The sequence below is a fragment of the Bariatricus sp. SGI.154 genome, assembly GCF_050313795.1.
Taxonomy (GTDB): domain Bacteria; phylum Bacillota; class Clostridia; order Lachnospirales; family Lachnospiraceae; genus CAMBRQ01.
This window is the reverse complement of record NZ_JBNPMC010000003.1, coordinates 22,814-39,812: the sequence shown is the minus strand read 5'-3', so window position 1 is coordinate 39,812 and position 16,999 is coordinate 22,814. Positions and strand designations below refer to the sequence as shown.

General features: G+C 42.7%; 14 protein-coding genes. All 14 read right to left on the bottom strand.

Annotated elements, in window-relative coordinates:
- Nucleotides 1-76 precede the first annotated feature (76 nt).
- A complete protein-coding gene (locus ACQRBN_RS02885; protein ID WP_427737553.1) occupies nucleotides 77-1,909 on the bottom strand; it encodes a GBS Bsp-like repeat-containing protein in 1,833 nt (610 codons plus the stop codon).
- 548 nt (nucleotides 1,910-2,457) lie between these two features.
- Nucleotides 2,458-3,366: a nucleotidyltransferase family protein gene (locus tag ACQRBN_RS02880; protein ID WP_427737444.1), complete on the bottom strand. Its 909-nt coding sequence runs from the start codon at nucleotides 3,364-3,366 to the stop codon at nucleotides 2,458-2,460.
- Between the two features lie 155 nt (nucleotides 3,367-3,521).
- Nucleotides 3,522-5,006, bottom strand: a complete 1,485-nt coding sequence (locus ACQRBN_RS02875; protein ID WP_427737443.1) for an AAA family ATPase — start codon at nucleotides 5,004-5,006, stop codon at nucleotides 3,522-3,524.
- A complete protein-coding gene (locus tag ACQRBN_RS02870) occupies nucleotides 5,003-5,209 on the bottom strand; it encodes an AAA family ATPase (RefSeq protein ID WP_427737442.1) in 207 nt (68 codons plus the stop codon). The genes ACQRBN_RS02875 and ACQRBN_RS02870 overlap by 4 nt, the downstream gene beginning before the upstream one ends.
- 114 nt (nucleotides 5,210-5,323) lie before the next feature.
- Entirely contained in the window at nucleotides 5,324-6,829 is a 1,506-nt protein-coding gene (locus ACQRBN_RS02865) for an MBOAT family O-acyltransferase (protein ID WP_427737441.1), read from the bottom strand.
- 15 nt (nucleotides 6,830-6,844) lie between these two features.
- Nucleotides 6,845-7,072: an acyl carrier protein gene (locus ACQRBN_RS02860; RefSeq protein WP_427737440.1), complete on the bottom strand. Its 228-nt coding sequence runs from the start codon at nucleotides 7,070-7,072 to the stop codon at nucleotides 6,845-6,847.
- Nucleotides 7,073-7,112: 40 nt separating this feature from the next.
- Nucleotides 7,113-8,108 (bottom strand): hypothetical protein, encoded by a 996-nt coding sequence (locus ACQRBN_RS02855; RefSeq protein WP_427737439.1) that lies wholly within the window; start codon nucleotides 8,106-8,108, stop codon nucleotides 7,113-7,115.
- The gene (locus ACQRBN_RS02850; protein ID WP_427737438.1) at nucleotides 8,105-9,370 is read right to left on the bottom strand and encodes an alanine racemase; all 1,266 of its coding nucleotides are present in this window, start codon (nucleotides 9,368-9,370) and stop codon (nucleotides 8,105-8,107) included. Before ACQRBN_RS02850 ends, ACQRBN_RS02855 begins: the two co-directional genes overlap by 4 nt.
- Nucleotides 9,363-10,865 (bottom strand): amino acid adenylation domain-containing protein, encoded by a 1,503-nt coding sequence (locus ACQRBN_RS02845; RefSeq protein ID WP_427737436.1) that lies wholly within the window; start codon nucleotides 10,863-10,865, stop codon nucleotides 9,363-9,365. Before ACQRBN_RS02845 ends, ACQRBN_RS02850 begins: the two co-directional genes overlap by 8 nt.
- A gap of 191 nt (nucleotides 10,866-11,056) precedes the next feature.
- Nucleotides 11,057-11,263: a helix-turn-helix domain-containing protein gene (locus ACQRBN_RS02840; RefSeq protein WP_427737435.1), complete on the bottom strand. Its 207-nt coding sequence runs from the start codon at nucleotides 11,261-11,263 to the stop codon at nucleotides 11,057-11,059.
- Nucleotides 11,264-11,392: 129 nt separating this feature from the next.
- Entirely contained in the window at nucleotides 11,393-14,437 is a 3,045-nt protein-coding gene (locus tag ACQRBN_RS02835) for a glucosaminidase domain-containing protein (RefSeq protein WP_427737434.1), read from the bottom strand.
- Nucleotides 14,438-14,594: 157 nt separating this feature from the next.
- Nucleotides 14,595-14,858: an HPr family phosphocarrier protein gene (locus tag ACQRBN_RS02830; RefSeq protein ID WP_427737433.1), complete on the bottom strand. Its 264-nt coding sequence runs from the start codon at nucleotides 14,856-14,858 to the stop codon at nucleotides 14,595-14,597.
- Between the two features lie 12 nt (nucleotides 14,859-14,870).
- Nucleotides 14,871-16,127, bottom strand: a complete 1,257-nt coding sequence (locus ACQRBN_RS02825; protein ID WP_427737432.1) for a CdaR family protein — start codon at nucleotides 16,125-16,127, stop codon at nucleotides 14,871-14,873.
- Nucleotides 16,105-16,989, bottom strand: a complete 885-nt coding sequence (gene cdaA, locus ACQRBN_RS02820) for a diadenylate cyclase CdaA (protein ID WP_427737431.1) — start codon at nucleotides 16,987-16,989, stop codon at nucleotides 16,105-16,107. Before cdaA ends, ACQRBN_RS02825 begins: the two co-directional genes overlap by 23 nt.
- Nucleotides 16,990-16,999: the final 10 nt, after the last annotated feature.

Below are 16,999 nucleotides of genomic sequence, written 5' to 3'. Positions count from 1 at the left end.
GATATATACTCATAACGCTACTAAAGGCCATTGCTCCCATCTTAGCAATAGCCTTTAAATATACTTTCTCTATGCATTAATCAACGATTCCTATAATTTCCCCCACTTTATATTGATTACCACCTTCATCCACTACATAAGCATGAATATTATACTCACCTACTTTATATCCAAAACTCGGAACATTAATACGCGCATAATAACTTCCATCTTCACGATTTTCCATTTGAATCCATTGCAGATCACTTTGATCTACATTTGTCCATACGGCTAGCATAACCGTTTGTATTCTATCCTGTATATTTTCAATATCTGCCACAGTTACAGGTAATGCACCCGTATCATGCTCATATGCTTCAACATACATACTTGCTGTCGGGATCTTCCCCTCACGCACCAACAATTCTTCTGCGTTTTCATTCAAGTCCGCCATTTTTTCCATTAATTCAGACTTTTTCCCAATCTCTTCTTCTACATACTCTATACCAAATCTTTCTGTAAGAGTCTGTGTACCCGAAAAAAGATTCGTTCCAAGTCCCAACCTATTTCCTTCAATCTCTACCCCTAACGCTGCTAAGGTTGTTGGAAAGTTATCAAATGTTGTATAGTTTCTTTCTGTGTCCACCTCTACCTCTACTGCGGAATTGATAAATGAAGTATATACTCTACGAATATAACCATCATCAATGTCTTCACAAAAATCAGAATCCATCGTAGTGTGATCTCCAACCAGAATAATAGTCGTATTCTCATAAAACTCCTGCTGCTGAATCCATTTTACAAACTCACTAACCTGTTGACTAGAACATGCCATTACGTTGGCATACTGGTTATCTCCATATGTATCGGGACATAGTTCACAAAGATATCCATCTTCAAAATGTGTATCTACAGTAAGCATTGTTAGATTGAACGGGGTGTCTTGAGAAGCAAGTTCCTCCACTTTTTCTTTTGCGAATTCAAATAATTTCTGATCCTCATACCCCCACCAAACACGATAGTCCTCCGGTATCATTCCCGTCTCAATCGCATAATTATAATCTACAACATCATAATTCCCATGCTCTGTAAAATACAATCTCCTACCGCCGAATGTTGCATCCGAGCCAATCAACAACGTCTGCGAATACCCTGCCTGTTCCAGAATATCTCCCAACGTTATTGCCCCGGCAAAAAAAGAATCCTGGGTATCCATATTATTTCCATCAATCAATATGCTAAGAGGGATTCCCGAAGTATGGGAAAACATTGCCCCCATCGTCCATGTTGCCCCCGTCATAGCATATCCACCATTCAATCGACTGCTTTCACCAGAGAAATCTTCATTCTCCTGCGCCAGTACCACCAATTCAGGTATCACATTCTCTTCAAATGCACCACCATTCTCATTATCAGCATATGTTGTCTCCATGGATTCTAAAAAAATATAAATCAGATTCCGTTTTTGTTCAGGAAACTCTATCGAAACCTCTGCCGGATTTACATAATAATCATCAATAAATGTTGAGTAAGATCCCTGTGCTTTCACATAATTCCCCGCATCCAACTGATTCCATGCCGCATGAACCGTATGAGCCGACACTGCTAATGATACTGCGATTACCACTCCCATTACTATGAAATAACCCTTCCGTTGACGTAACGCACTGAACACTATTGCCACCATTAGTAGCATTAACACAGTAGGTACGATACAGACATTCAAATATTCCATAATCATGCTTTCATTAGTACCATCTAATGGTGCAGTAAGATGATATACTAGTTCATCCATCGACAGATTACTCCAAGTATCAAACATCCACCGAATACTAAAGCACAAAATCGTAGCAAGTACCACTATCAGCATCGACAATACTGTCCCTACACCAACCATAATCTTTTTTAAAACATTCTTAAACCTACCCATCATTTTACACATTCTTCCCAATCTTTTTACATTTTTCGACATTTAGTATTATATAAAACTCCTCTCTCCTTTGCAACTTATAGAATTTTCATTTATAAAAATTTAATAAACAAGAGGGAAACTTTGCAACGTCAATTATTTATATTATACCCTAGCATTCGAAACAAACAGGGGACAATACTCTTTTCGACAAGTCATGGGACACACCATATCAAACCGTTTCCATAGCAAATCAATAAATTTAGATAAATATTCAAGACAATTTCAACACAAAAAATTCAACTCATTTCACATTATTTTCTCTTTTATCCATAACCTTATCAGCATCATCTGGTATATAATATCCAATTGCAAATATTGTTATTGACCATACCCCAATACCACTCTCTCCAACTTATGCCTGCAGTATTATTTCTAGCCCTCAGACTCCCTTCATTCTCAGCCAAAGTGGCCGCCACACTAAGTAAGTATTTAACTAGTGTGACAGCCACTTTCTCATTTATATCTCAACTCACTTTTCACCAATTTTTCAACATAACGCTTCTCTTTTAAAACAACTTCTCCGGATACACCTCTCCAGCAATCAGCCGTCTAATCGCCTCAACAACTGCCCCCTTATCTTCCTTATAAGTAACTCCAAACCACTGATCCTTAGACTCCAGCACCTTCACCTGTGCCTTTCCTTCCTCAAGAAGTTGTCCTATAATCTTCGGCAGCAAATACTCAGCCTTCACATCTTCTTTCTTAATTCCACTCAGAAATTCCGCGAACCCACTCTCTAATATCTCAAAAAACTCTGGCTGAAGCCCCCACATATTCATGGATACCGCCGAATCCAGATCTAATTGAACCTCTTCTCCATCCTTCTCAGCCACCGCATGATCACCACGACCTTCAATTCCATATGTCTCTTCAATCTCCTTCAGCATGCGGTTCTCATCAATCTTGCATACTCCTCTTGTTACAGTACCATTCTCGCTCAAAGTATTCTTCAGAATAAACCCAACCATACTGATATCTGTTCCCGCATGTTCCTTTACAAGTTCTTGGTATGCCTCACGATAAGCTTCTTTTCCATAATAATCATCTGCATTAATTACTAGGAACGGTTCATTCACCACATCTTTGCAGCACAGAATCGCCTGACCGGTTCCCCAAGGCTTCTTTCTTCCTTCTAATCTATCTTTAAATTGCTCTGGAATATGATCCAGTTCCTGATATGCATAAGCAACCTCTGTTACCTTCTCAATCCTGTTCCCAATAACTTCTTTGAAGTCTTTCTCCAGATCCTTTCTTATTACGAATACTACTTTGCTGAATCCAGCCTCCAGCGCATCATAGATGGAATAATCCATGATAATCTCGCCGTTCGGTCCAACTGACTCCAACTGCTTGATACCACCGCCGAATCTGCTTCCAATTCCAGCTGCCATAATTACCAATGTTACTTTCTTCATAATCTTTTTCTCCATAAAAGTATTCATTCATATTAGTCTGTTTCAGACAATTCCATTATACTATGCCACATATAAAAATGTCCAACTATGTTTCACATTTCACCACTATTTTCACGCCAGGAATCCTGCTGCCCGAATGATCCTGCCCACGCTAATCACTCCCCCTTACGAACTTCACAATCTTTCCGATAAAAAGAAATTCCATAACACATAATCTGCCGATACCCCTCCACACGAAGTTCTTCTATATATCCTCTCTCATGGATTTGTCTCACAGCCACCTCAGCATCGTCTTCCAGCGCATCTATACTGTCAGATACTTTTACCTCTATTACGAATGCCTTTCCGCGCAGTGAAGGACTTTTAATCATCAAGTCCGAACGTCCGTTGCCTGATTCTCGGTTTGATTTGACCAGATAATGCTCACTCTGACTTAGAATCCCCGCCAGGAATCCATGATAGAAGTTTTCCGCACTATCGTAGAAACTAATCACCGACATCAACTGGCTGCACAGTATCTCACCCATTCTTCCTGCGTTTCCTTCTTCCATAGCCTGATACAGATCAGAGAAATCCTGCTTCTTTATGCTTTCCCGGAACCAATTCAAGATGGTATTCTGATAGACCGTTTTTACCTCCACATTCGGAATACGTACTTTTAGGAAAATCGTTGATTCTTTAAAATATTCTTCTTTCTTGGTCAGATAACCGGTGAAATACAGGAAATTCCAAAGATTTTCCCCGCTTGCATGGATATCCTCATAGGTAATCTCTTCATGCACCTGGACATCCATCGTATCTCCCCACAGAAGAGTCTCTATCTGGGTTCTGGTTTCCCGGTCTGCATGGCTTATCATCTCTTTAATGATAGAATTAGAACTTGTGTTGATCCAGTATGGGCGCGGAAATGCATGGATATCTGCATCCAGGTCGTACATGAACTTGATAACGCTCCACGGGTTGTATACATCCGTATCGCCAAATGTATATCCGTCATACCATTCTTTCATATCCGCAAACCGTTCTTCACAGCCATAATCGCACATCATCTGCCGGACCTCGTCACCTGTGAATCCAAAATGTTCACTATATCTGCGGTCCAGCACCGATATCATATTCAAATGATTTAAGCCGGTAAAGATACTTTCCTTTGAGATCCGCAGGCATCCGGTAATAACCGCGAATTTCAGGTAATCGTTCGTTTTCAGTGCAGACTCAAACAATGAGCAGATGAACTGAACCATCTCTTCATAAAATCCACTGAAATAAGCGTTCTCCAGCGGAACATCATACTCATCCAGCAAGATAATAACTTTTTCCCCGGTCACTTTATAAATACAACTGCATAAAAATTTTAACGCCCCGGAATACTCATCATACCCTGCCTCACAATCCGCAATTTTAGAATAACGTTCTTTCTCCTTTTCTGTCAGGATATCTTTCTCAATCAGCGCGTCATGCCGTCTGAATTCTCCCGCTATCTCTTCTCTTAATTTGAAATATGCCGATTCAAAAGTGCTTTGTTTTGCCGACTTTAAAGTGAGATTGATGATCGGAAACTTTCCCATCTGCTCTACGTATTCTTCGCCTGCAGACATAATCCGTAAGCCTTTGAATAATTCTCTGTTGCGTGCATTCACCTCAGCATCTCCTGTGTCTTCAAAAAATACCGGAGCATACTCATATTCAATGTCTTCCCAAAACGCCGGGGACGGGTGAATAAGTTCGCTTTTCCTTTCAAATCAAGCAATTCTTTTATGAGATTCGTTTTATCTATATAGTAATAATCATTTGTAATTAATTCTTGAAAATTATCCACTCCGATTGGGAAAGCCTTCTTCATATATTCCACCACCTTTTATCACTAATCTCTATTTCCCCATCTATTATAGCAAATCTTCCGGCAAACTACACACACTATTTCCAAAACAGAGGCGCGCCTTAAGCGATCCTCTGCCTAGAACTGCGCATAGATGAATCCTCCTGTCGTAATCATCACATACCCGAACATCGGAATTGCGAATACCAGCATTCCATACACTGCCCACCGCAGCACCAGAGGCTTCTCTCCCAGACTCTCCCGGATTCGAACTCCTCTCTCCTGCAACAGACTGATCAGGAACACCACCACACATCCTGCTGCCAGTATTGTATAATCCAACTGATCCAATCCTAGTGTCATCAGTGACCCGTCCGTAAGCGTACTCATGGTGAATCCCGTAACCGTAGTCTTCATCATCATCCACGCAGCTGACAGACTGACCGCCATATCAAAATACCAGCTGATATTCACCAATACAAACGTCCGGACAATCTGTACCACCCGCCATCCGCTGGATTTCGGATTCAGATGAAGTTTTTCGAAGCATTTTTTATACACTGGTGTCAGAAGGCTGCTTACTGCAATGATCAGTCCATTATAGAATCCATAGGCTATGAATTTCCATGCGGCGCCATGCCAGATTCCCACTACCAGGAACACGATCACATTCGCCACACAGATAGGGATGACTCTTCCTGTCTTCTTTCCGAATACCTTCTTCGCCCATTTTCCGAACTTTCCCATCCATTTTGACAGAGAGATCGGATAGAACACATAGTCTTTCATCCAGGTACCCAGTGTAATATGCCACCGATGCCAGAAATCTGTAATAGACACTGCAAAATACGGTCGTTTAAAGTTCTGTTCCAGTTCGATTCCGAATAATCCGGCCACTCCGGCCACGACATCCATGCCACCTGAGAAATCCATATATAACTGGATCGAATACATCAGCACCGCCACAATATTCGTAAGCCCTGCATACTGTGTGTAATTCAAGAATACCTGATTCACTACCACTGCAGCCCTATCTGCCAGTACCAGTTTTTTGAAGAATCCCCACAGAATCAGCTGCAATGCATACTCAGCCCTTTGCAGATTGAAGGAATGCTCCGCATACAACTGCTTCGCCAATCGGTCAAAACGTCCAATCGGCCCCTGAAGAATCTGTGGAAAGAAGGACACAAACAATGCGAATCGGAAAAAATTCTTCTCTGCTTCGTATTTTCCCCAATACACATCGATAATGTATCCCATGGACTGGAATGTATAGAACGAAATCCCCAACGGCAGAATCAATTTTTGAAAAGAGATGCCCGTGTGAAATATCGCATTCACATTCTCAATCGCAAAATTCGTATACTTAAGCACTGCCAGCATTCCGAAGTTCAGCAACAAGCATCCCACCAGAACTCTTCTTTTTTTGATTTTTTCTTTTTTTACCTTTTCTATTAATCTTCCTGCTCCATATGTGGTGATGGTCGTAAAAAGCAGGAAGAATAGAATCTTGATTCCCGATGATGCATAATAGATATAACTGAAGATCAGAAGCCATATCCACTGGAATCGTCTGGGGATCAAGTAATATCCAATCACCGCGATTCCTACGAACATCAGGAATCCCATTGATATCAGAGACATTCTCTACCTCCACTCTTAAGCTTCCTTAAGACGATTAACCATCTCCCACAGAGATTTTGCCGAATTGAAGTTCTCCGGCACAATATCCACCGGTGTAATCTCGATATCATATGCCTCCTCTAATTCACTTACGATAGACAGAATTGCAAATGAATCCAGCAATTCATCATCAATCAGTGTTGTGCAGTTCTCATAGTCCACATCCGGCTGAACGTCATTTAAGATTTCCATTAATTGTTCCATTTTTCATTTCCTCCTAACACACTTTTATGCCCGCCAAGTTCTAATTGGCATTTTGTTTATTATTTTTCTTAAGATATTCTCCCAATTCTTCACTGAAGTGCTCACCTGCCGGTCCATACATATGTCCGTCATAATCCCAGTAACTATCCATACTCCTGTCGAAATCCAATTCCGAATCCATATTAAAATTATGATAAGGAACCTGATATCTCTCCATCAGTTCTGCAAAATACTGATCCGACCTTTCATAACTCTCCGGCATATTCGCAACCGTATCTACTGGTACCGGAAGGGTAATTGCCTCCAGTTCGATTCCTTCTTTCCTGCAATAACTTACCATTTTCTCAAAATACCGTATTGCGTCTGACCGAACTTGTCCTTCATCCCAAGGCACATTATTATAGGTTCCCTTATCCGCACCTTCTACTGCATCCTGATAGAGAAAGCCGCGCCCGCCATAATACCCTCCGGGCACATCCAGAATCTGTGGATCATATTTCCGATACTCTCGGCTTATTTTCTTCTTCATGATCTGCGGTGCCTGTAACAGATTATTCTTATAATAACTCCATGGAAACATAGATTCACGATAGTCCAGTTTCATAATCTTATCCAGAAAATACTCTGCCTTGTTCTTAGACCACGGCAATTCCTTATAGAACAGAATCGCAGTTGAACCCAATCGCTGATCCATCATCCAATAGGACGGGTCCAACTCATAGATAATTTTTTTCGGTTTCTGCTCTTTACATGCCTCTTTCATTAGATAGTAGGTGTCCACAGGATATTCATCTGCCATACACAGATTAAAACTCTTCTTTCCTGTCACCCGGTCTATTACCTCCGGGCTGATTCCGTATTGCCCATGAGATGTCCCGATAAAGAGATAATCATAAGGACCTTCTCTCTTCAACTGGTGAAGATTCATCCATATAACATTCGGCGGCATCGTTATCCAGTTCAGAATCCCTGATAATACAACGCATAGAATTAAGAAAATCCCAACTCTTAAGATACCATATCTCTTCTCTTTCATAGCATGACTGCCCCTATTCCATTGATCTCGTCAGTCCCTTTACGCTGCCTGATCATCTGAACCCCATTGCCGCCATCCTGCGAATAGAACAATACCTGCGGCAGATCCCTGTTCAGGAACAGATACATTCCTTCCGTCACCGAATAAGCGCCTACCCGCTCAAATACAATCACATCTCCAATCAAGGCATTCTTTAGCGGAAGTTGTTTCACAATCACATCATTCACCGTACACAATGAGCCACATATATTCCAAGGTTCTGCTTTTTCTACATCTGCATCTTTCTCTATGCCTGTATCTATGTCTTTTCGCACACTTGCAGCCTCTCCGCCAGCGCCCTCTTCCTGCATCCAAATATACTGATAATGCGGAATCTTCATCGCCATAGCCTGTCCATAATAGGTCAGATGATGAATACCTCCATCCACAATACAGTACCGTTGCCCTTGATTCACCTTCCAATCCGCAATGCTTGTCAGATAATAACCGCAATATGCAGCAATATATCTTCCCATCTCCAACGTGATCCTTCCCGAGAAATGAAGTCTCTCCAGAATACTTCGGAACTCACCCAGCATCTTCTCCTCATCAATCTCCTCATCTGACGTAAAATACGGCACATAAAATCCCGGACCATACTCCAATTCTTCCGCTTCATATCCGTATTTTCCCCTTAATAATCCAAGGAATTCATCCAGATGCAGTAATTCCTTCTCTATCTTCGCCATTTTCTTCTTCTGGGTTCCGGAATACCACTGTAGTCCCACAATCTGAACATGTGGATACGCTTCTCTTCGCTCTATGATACGACAGATCTCCTCCTCATCCACTCCAAACTGATTCCCGCTGGTAACCCGTATCAATGCACGGATAACTACCTGGCATTCTTTGGCACAGGATTCCAACACTTCTAACTGTCCGGCAGATTCGATGGTATAGATTCCCTTGCTGCCGTATCTTCCCATTACATAGGCAATATCCGCTCTCTCCTTATTCACGCCGGACAGCACGATCTGCTGCATATCAATTCCGGCTTTCTCGCAGATACGGAATTCTCCCGGCGAGCATACTTCATACTTGGAAATCAACTGCCGGATCGGTCCTATCAGGAAAGGGTTGGCTTTCATTGCATAACACAGCCTGATCTCTTCTCCCAGGCTTCTTTGTATCATCCTGATCCGCTTCTTTAACATATCCAGATCAAAGATATATGCCGGAGTTCCATACTCTTTGGCTACAGATCTTAATGCTTCCTTATCCATTCATCAAACCCTTTCTGTCAATCTTTCCATTCTTCGTAACCGGCATCTTGTCCACCCTCACGAATACATTCGGTATCATATATGCCGGCAATCTCACTCCCAGCGTACGAACAATCTGTCTTTTGTCCGCTTCTCCTTCATAGAAAGCTACAATCTTATTCTTTTCCTCATCATAGATGCAGCAGTTTCTTCGGATTCCTTCTACCAGTTCCATTGCCGTCTCGATCTCTCCCAATTCAATCCGATGTCCCATATGCTTAATCTGATAATCCTTCCTGGATGCAAAATACAGATACCCATCTTCGCCATAATAAGCCAGATCTCCGGTCCGGTAGATTCTCTCCAGATAGCAGGTATTCAACGGATTCTGGACAAATGCCTTACCCGTCTGTTCCGGATTATTGTAATATCCCAAAGACAGCGCCGTTCCGGACACGCAGATCTCGCCTTTTTGCCCCGGTTCTGTCACTAATCTATCTTCTTCATCCAGCAGGAATACTTTTTCATTCGGAAATGGCATTCCGATCGGAAGGTTCTCCCCCGGCGCAAACTCCCGGTCTACAATATAATAAGTGCAGTTACAGGTAATCTCTGTCGGTCCGTATACATTCGCATACATCGCATGTGGAAGATATCTTCTCCACTCATTCAGATGCTTCACCGGCATCACCTCACCGCTAAATATAATCTTATTCACCTTTTGCGGTACTTTATATTCGAAACCCTTAAGCGTGGTAATGATACACAACGCAGAAACCGCCCAGATCAACGTCGTAACTTCTCGTTCTTCCAGATAATCCAGTAATTTCGTTGGAAAAGAGAATAATTTCTTCGGAATAATCTGCATAGTCGCGCCCGTCTTTAATGTAGAATAGATGTCCTTCACCGACACATCGAAATCAAACGGTGCCTGATTTCCAATGACATCTTCACTGGTAATTCCGAAGATTGTCGTGAATTCTTCGATAAAATCAATCACCGATCTGTGGCTGACCACAACACCTTTGGGAACGCCCGTGGAGCCCGAAGTGAAATTCGCATATAATGGATCGATATCCATAGCCTGCTTGCGAATGCTTTCCAATACACCTTCCTCTGCATCTTCCAAAATAGCTTCTTCAATATCAATGACTGTCCCTTCATATCCCAGGTTCGCCAACTGTTTCTCATACTTTCTGTCAGCCACCATTACTTTTGCACCCAGTGTGTGTAGGATCTGATTCAGTCTTTCTGCCGGAAATTTGGGGTCCAGCAGCACATAGAAGCATCCGGCATATACTGCTCCCATAAAAGCATAGATTGCATTCACGCTCTTCTCCATGAATACCGGAATTGGCGTTCTTGGAGATACCTTATGCGCAAGACAGGTTCCTACAGATCTTGCGGTACTTAACAATTCTCTGTACGTACATGTTGATTTGTCATCTGTAAAGGCTGGTTTGTCCGGATATTGCACGGCAGAATGTTCCAGATAATCTAATATATTTCGAATCATCTTTTTCCTCGATTCATCCCTTATTTTATATATAACTCCCATCACATTTAGTTTACAGGATTATTGTCAGAAAATCCACTTAGAAATTCTGAATATTTCTTAACAATTCTTAAGAAGTTTGTAAGAACCGTCCATTATCAGGACATGACAAATAGCCCGTCTCCTAAGAGACAGGCTACTACGTCCAAGAACTATCGCCGCCCTACCAGATAATCTATGGTAACCTCAAAATAGTCTGCAATTGCCCACATCATCTCTATATCCGGCATACGTTTCCCGGTTTCATACCCCGCAAGTGTTGTTCTGTCTATGTACAATGCAGCCGAAAGTGTTTCCTGTGATATTCCTTTCTCTCTTCTGAGCATTCTAAGGCGCTCTACAAAAATACTTCTATCCATATTTATCACCGTCCTTATCTCCATTGTAAATAAATCATTGCACATATGCAAATAAAATGGTGATTACATGCACAAAAAGGACAGCAACCCATCTATTTGGATTACTGCCCTTCTGCTTATCTTAAGATTTTATGCAGCTTTTCTTTTCTTGAGGCTATATATCACTCCCAACATTGAGACTGCCAACAGAATCGTCCATATTCCTGTCCGGCTTTCATCTCCTGTCTTAGGAACTACATTCTGCACTTTGTTCTTTCCTGTATTCTTCTGTATCGTGTCTTTGACTTCTGAAGCTGAGGCTGCATTCTTATCTTTTGTATCAGTACCCGTGGTAACTTGTTCTTGTCCTGATGGACCCGATGGGGAACTCGGATCTTTAGTATCGGTTATAACATCAGGACTATCGGTGTTCCCGGTACCTTCACCTGCCGGCGGTACAATGACCGTATTAGCAGGCAGATCATCTGCACCATTGTCATTCGTATTGTCTGCTGCCGGCGGTGTTGTATCTGGCGTTGCCGTATTATCCGAAGATGTATCATCATTTTCTCCAGATGGTGTATTGCTATCCGGCGTGGTATTATCCGGCGTGGTATTACCCGGTATAGTGTTATCCGGCGCAGTATTCTCACCACCATTTGGCGGGTTACTATAATCAGCCCCGTCATTCAGCGCCACTACATATGGAGAAAAGCCAGTCACTTCAATAGCAATCTTTCCCTCTTCTGCTTTTGTCAGATATCTTTCTACATAAGTATTGCCATCCACTTCATTATAACTGTAATGAAGAACCACAATCTCCCTTCCGTTATACTGCTCATCAACCTGGAGCCCCAGTTCAACCTTTTGATCTTTCTCCAGTTTCTCTGTCAGGCTAATGTCATATACGCCAAGGATTGTCTGCCCTTTGACTGCCTCAGTATACTGGGCATACTCTTCTGTGGTATCTGCAATCCCTGCTACCTTCAATTGTGCACCATCCAGTAGAGTTCCTGTAACCCACACCTTGGAATCTTCACTCGTAACTATTGTCTCAGTTTCCGGTGTATCTGGTGTATCTGACTCATTCGGATTATCACTTCCGTCCGGCGTCTCTGGTACATCCGGTGTCTCAGCCTCTCCCGGTGTCTCCGGCTGTTCAGGCTCTACTACTTCTTCCTTCACTACTGTAACAACTGCCTCAGCGCTCTTCGTAACATCCTGAACGGATACAGCCTTTACTTTCAACGTCTCAACTGTCTCATCAGTGCCTATCTGAAGTTTTCCATACTGATCGACCTGTGTATCAGCACTCAACGCGCCTTCCACACTCCAGGTTACATCCTTCGATGGATTGCCTGTACCAATAACCAGTACTCCAAAGTTAAGGCTTTCTCCCACCTTCAGTTCTACCTGTGACGGATCAATCTTCACTTCTGTAACAGCCACCGACTCTGCCACAGTAATATTCTGTTCTGCCGATGCCGTCATGTCCTCGTATGCATAAGTGATTGCGACACTTCCCTGACCAGCCTGCAATGCCTCTGTCGGATAAGTAACTTCCTGTGTAACATCCGTCTCTGTACCGTCGCTCCACTTCGCCACAACACCCATACCGGTTGGGTCGAAGATCTCACCTGCCGTGTAAGCCGTCTTAGCCGGTGCCTGGCTGATATAGATGGACTGCAGTTCTTTCTTAACTTCCACAGTTCCTCCCTGGTTTACAGCAGACACATAATTTGCAGATATATAAGCATACATGCTGTCAAAATCATACTGACCTGTTCCTGCGTTCACGCCTGAGCGATCACCATTCAGTACTGCATCACTCTGGATTCTGTAGAAGCCGTTCTCTGCTGTCGGATTCTGAATCAGCACGGCATAACTGGAATGAAGCCCTGTCTTATATAAAGAAGTATAAGCGGTACTGCTGCCGCTTCTCACATTCACACTCGTATGCTGCGTAGAGATGGAATCCTTGATACCAATCGTATAAGCGTTGGCATCCCTGCCTCCGCCATTCGCATCCAGTGTCCATAAGATATTCGCTGCTTTCTCTCCCCAATATGGGTCGGAGGCATAACTTACATTGACTCCGCTTGCCTTATTTCCAAGGAAACCGCCTTTATATCTCCAATCACTTGGCTTCAGATATCCTCTGGACATCCAGCCATCTGCATACTGGCGGATGCACTCTTCAACACTCGCATAGGTAGAAGCACTGGTTCCCGGTGAAGAATCCACGGCATTCAGACCGAACAGGTTGTTCTTATTCTTACAGATAGAACTTGTCCCCCATCCGCTTTCATTTGCTGCAATTGCTGTCATAATCAACGCATTCACACCATATGTATTCTGGCTGTTCACCAGATAGTCACCAGTATTCCTTAATTTGGATGTGGAACTTGTCCTTCCATTGATCAGATTATTCAGATCTGCCGCGCTATAGGATGTTCTGCTTCTGAAAGGCAGATACTGATAATAATTATAATACGGACTGCCTGGATTCACAGAATTGGAGCGTGTATTATTCTGATAATCTCCAAGCATCGTTCCATAACTTGTGTAAAAATAATGTCCATCATAACTGTAATAAGTAACTCCGCTTTGCAGATATGATGGTGCGGCTCCGTTATCAAGAGAGGTTGCATATCCCGGAGTTGTCATATCCTGTGTTATGTAGTGAAGAAGCCTTCCCCCAGATACCTGGTAACAGCTGAAAGATTTTGCATTAGCAAAATCCACAACCTGCACTTCACTGGCTGACACCTCTCCTACCACTCCGGAAAGCATGAACCGTACTTTTCCTCCACTGGTACCAAGGTATGCTGCATCCGCACCATAAGCACCATTGGTGTATCCATCTGTTCCAGTACCGAACTCTTTGTACGTGGTAACCGCATTTCCTTTGGTTCTGAAATTCACGACCTTCACAACAGCAGTTCTTGCCATGGAAAATCTTGCAATTCCAGATTCACTTACTTCGCCACCCTCATCGCCTACTTCATAGATGTTGCCGTCTTCATCCATAGCAGTAACTTCTTCCAGACGCTGGGGGTTCTCATCTGTTAATCCCGACTCTGCAGACGCCTGCTCCCCTGGCGTTTCTTCCGCATAACTCTCCGTCCCTGGCATGAATATCATACTCAAGCAGACGAAAAGCGAAAGCATCAGGAACTTTCGTGTTTTTCGCAATTAATCTCCTCCTTTTCCCCTTATTAATTTAGAAATATTTATACCGATACAATTTTACGTTACCATAAAATCATTCCCATTTCAATGTAAGAAACGTATTTTTGCAATAAAAACGACCTATGCACATACATAAGCCGTTTCCATCATCCATCTTCTTTTATTCTCCCAGTCCGCCTTCAACGGCATCAACCATTGCACGCAGAGCTTCTTCTTCATCTTCTCCATCACAGACCAGTTCAATCTCATTGCCCTTCTTAATACATGCCCCCAACACACTAAGAACACTTTTCGCATTGGCTCTCGTATAATCATACTCAAACTCAACTTTGCACTTGAAACTGTTGGCCGTATTGCAGAAGATGCCCGCTGGTCTAAGATGCAATCCAGTCGGATTGGTAATTGTAACTCTTTGCCTAACCATGACTTTCTTTATTTACTCCTCCTGTTCTTCTACTTTTTCTTCCAGGATCACTTCTACACTCACATCCTCTACCAATGAACAGCCATCTGGTAATTCTACCGATACCGGAACTGTATAAGTACCTGGACTTGTATAATTTTTAAGATCAATACTTACCTTCTTTGCAATGGAGAATACATTCAATGTCTCCTCCGGACCTTTGATCTGGAGTTCCAGATCTACCATCGACCCATAACTTAATTCCAGATTCGCTGCAAGATTATTCACCGTAATCGAACTGGTGGAGACCTCATAATGCTTTGCCCCCGGCTGTTCGACATAGATCGTCACCACTACACTGCTCGCATTCTGATCCACCAAAGATACTCCATCCGGCAGATATGATGATATATCTATAACCTTCTCTGTTCTCTGTGTCAGATTCGAGACATTCAGCGCCTCTGCCGGCACATCAATCTGTCTTAATTTGGAGAGATCTGATTTGTCGCCTGTCACACTTACATCCCGCGGCTCGACACTGAACATGCTTATCTTATAGCCTTTTGCAGCAGTAACCATAGATGTGTCTAACTTGATCGGCACACTCTTGACCTGATATAGTGTTACCTCTACGCTAACTCCTTCTTTGCCCAGATTGTTGGCAAGAAGCGTCTGATCTATTACATTATTATTCGCATCATACAGAATCAGCCTTGCTTCAATATCCGCATTTTCAGATAAGCCTGATACGTCCGCCTCTGCTACTACCCTGCTGATGTTGTTAATAACGGTCTTAGGTCCGCGAAGAGTTACCTTCTCCGGATTCACGTTCAATTCCCCTACCACATATCCTTCTCTGACGGTTCCGATCGTCGTTGGCGTAATCGGGAAATTATTCTTCGCCTCATCATCAATCTGAACCTGAAGATTTCTAGGCGTCGTATACGCACTTTCATATCTGCCGCCTTCAACGGATACCTCTATCGGAATCTGAGTTCCCAGAGACAATTCTTTCATATCAGCAGTTGCCGTAATATTCTCTGCCTTAATCTTATTCATCTCTGAGCGCTGTGCTCTCACCGTAACATTCACTTCCTTGGTATCATCTACAATCTGATACGTCCTGTTCGTTGTCGTTACGACTTCTTCATTCACCACCTGCACAGGTATGCCGGTATATGTCTTCTCTATGACCGGATCATCAATATTAACCACAATAAACCACATAAAAACAGCGGTAAAGAAGGCCAATACCTTAAGACCCAGGTTAGCTGTCAGTCTTTTTTCCATGCTTACGCCTTCCTTTCCATAATGCTGTTAACTTATTCGTCTCTGTCTTTTTATCCTGAATTCCAGTTAATTTCTCCCTCAATTCTTTCTCGCTGATATTGCGATAAAGTTGTCCGCCTCGTGCCACAGATACTGCACCGGTCTCTTCTGAAACCACAACAATCAGAGCATCACTGACTTCACTCATTCCAAGAGCTGCACGATGTCTGGTTCCAAGTGCCTTGCTGATGTTCATATTATCTGATAATGGAAGATAACAGGTCGCAGATACAATTCTGTCTCCACGCACGATGATCGCTCCATCATGCAGAGGCGTATTATGCTCGAATATATTGATCAGAACCTGGCTGGACACAAGACAATCCATCTGGATCCCAGTACTTTCATATTCTGTAAGACGTATTGCCTGCTCAACAACAATCAATGCTCCTGTCTTAACCTTTCCCATCGCATATGCTGCTTCAATAATACTTTCCATTGTCTCTTCACTAAAACGTGTTTTCTCACGGTTTGTCTCAAAAGGCACCATGGAAGACAGAAACTGCCGTTCTCCTAATTTCTCCAACGCACGCCGAAGTTCCGGCTGGAACACCACAATCGCTGCTGTTGCCATAACAGTAACCGAATTCTTAGCAATATACAATATAGTATGCATCTTGAATATGGCGGCTATCAGAATGAATACAGCAAGTACAATGATTCCCTTAAGCAGCATCCATGCTTTTGTGTTCTTAATCCATACCATAAGCTGATAGATCAAAAAAGTAAGAATTAAAACTTCTATCACATCCGTTACACGTATCTCCGGAAAATACCAGTCAGATACGTATTTTTCTACAAATCTGCTAATCTGCTGTTCCATTCCTCCACCT

Bases quoted from the DNA above. Each gene is read 5' to 3' on its own strand.
- ACQRBN_RS02885 (WP_427737553.1), bottom strand. From the start codon at position 1,909: ATGGGTAGGTTTAAGAATGTTTTAAAAAAGATTATGGTTGGTGTAGGG.
- ACQRBN_RS02880 (WP_427737444.1), bottom strand. From the start codon at position 3,366: ATGAAGAAAGTAACATTGGTAATTATGGCAGCTGGAATTGGAAGCAGA.
- ACQRBN_RS02870 (WP_427737442.1), bottom strand. From the start codon at position 5,209: ATGAAGAAGGCTTTCCCAATCGGAGTGGATAATTTTCAAGAATTAATT.
- ACQRBN_RS02865 (WP_427737441.1), bottom strand. From the start codon at position 6,829: ATGTCTCTGATATCAATGGGATTCCTGATGTTCGTAGGAATCGCGGTG.
- ACQRBN_RS02860 (WP_427737440.1), bottom strand. From the start codon at position 7,072: ATGGAACAATTAATGGAAATCTTAAATGACGTTCAGCCGGATGTGGAC.
- ACQRBN_RS02855 (WP_427737439.1), bottom strand. From the start codon at position 8,108: ATGAAAGAGAAGAGATATGGTATCTTAAGAGTTGGGATTTTCTTAATT.
- ACQRBN_RS02850 (WP_427737438.1), bottom strand. From the start codon at position 9,370: ATGGATAAGGAAGCATTAAGATCTGTAGCCAAAGAGTATGGAACTCCG.
- ACQRBN_RS02845 (WP_427737436.1), bottom strand. From the start codon at position 10,865: ATGATTCGAAATATATTAGATTATCTGGAACATTCTGCCGTGCAATAT.
- ACQRBN_RS02840 (WP_427737435.1), bottom strand. From the start codon at position 11,263: ATGGATAGAAGTATTTTTGTAGAGCGCCTTAGAATGCTCAGAAGAGAG.
- ACQRBN_RS02830 (WP_427737433.1), bottom strand. From the start codon at position 14,858: ATGGTTAGGCAAAGAGTTACAATTACCAATCCGACTGGATTGCATCTT.
- ACQRBN_RS02825 (WP_427737432.1), bottom strand. From the start codon at position 16,127: ATGGAAAAAAGACTGACAGCTAACCTGGGTCTTAAGGTATTGGCCTTC.
- cdaA (WP_427737431.1), bottom strand. From the start codon at position 16,989: ATGGAACAGCAGATTAGCAGATTTGTAGAAAAATACGTATCTGACTGG.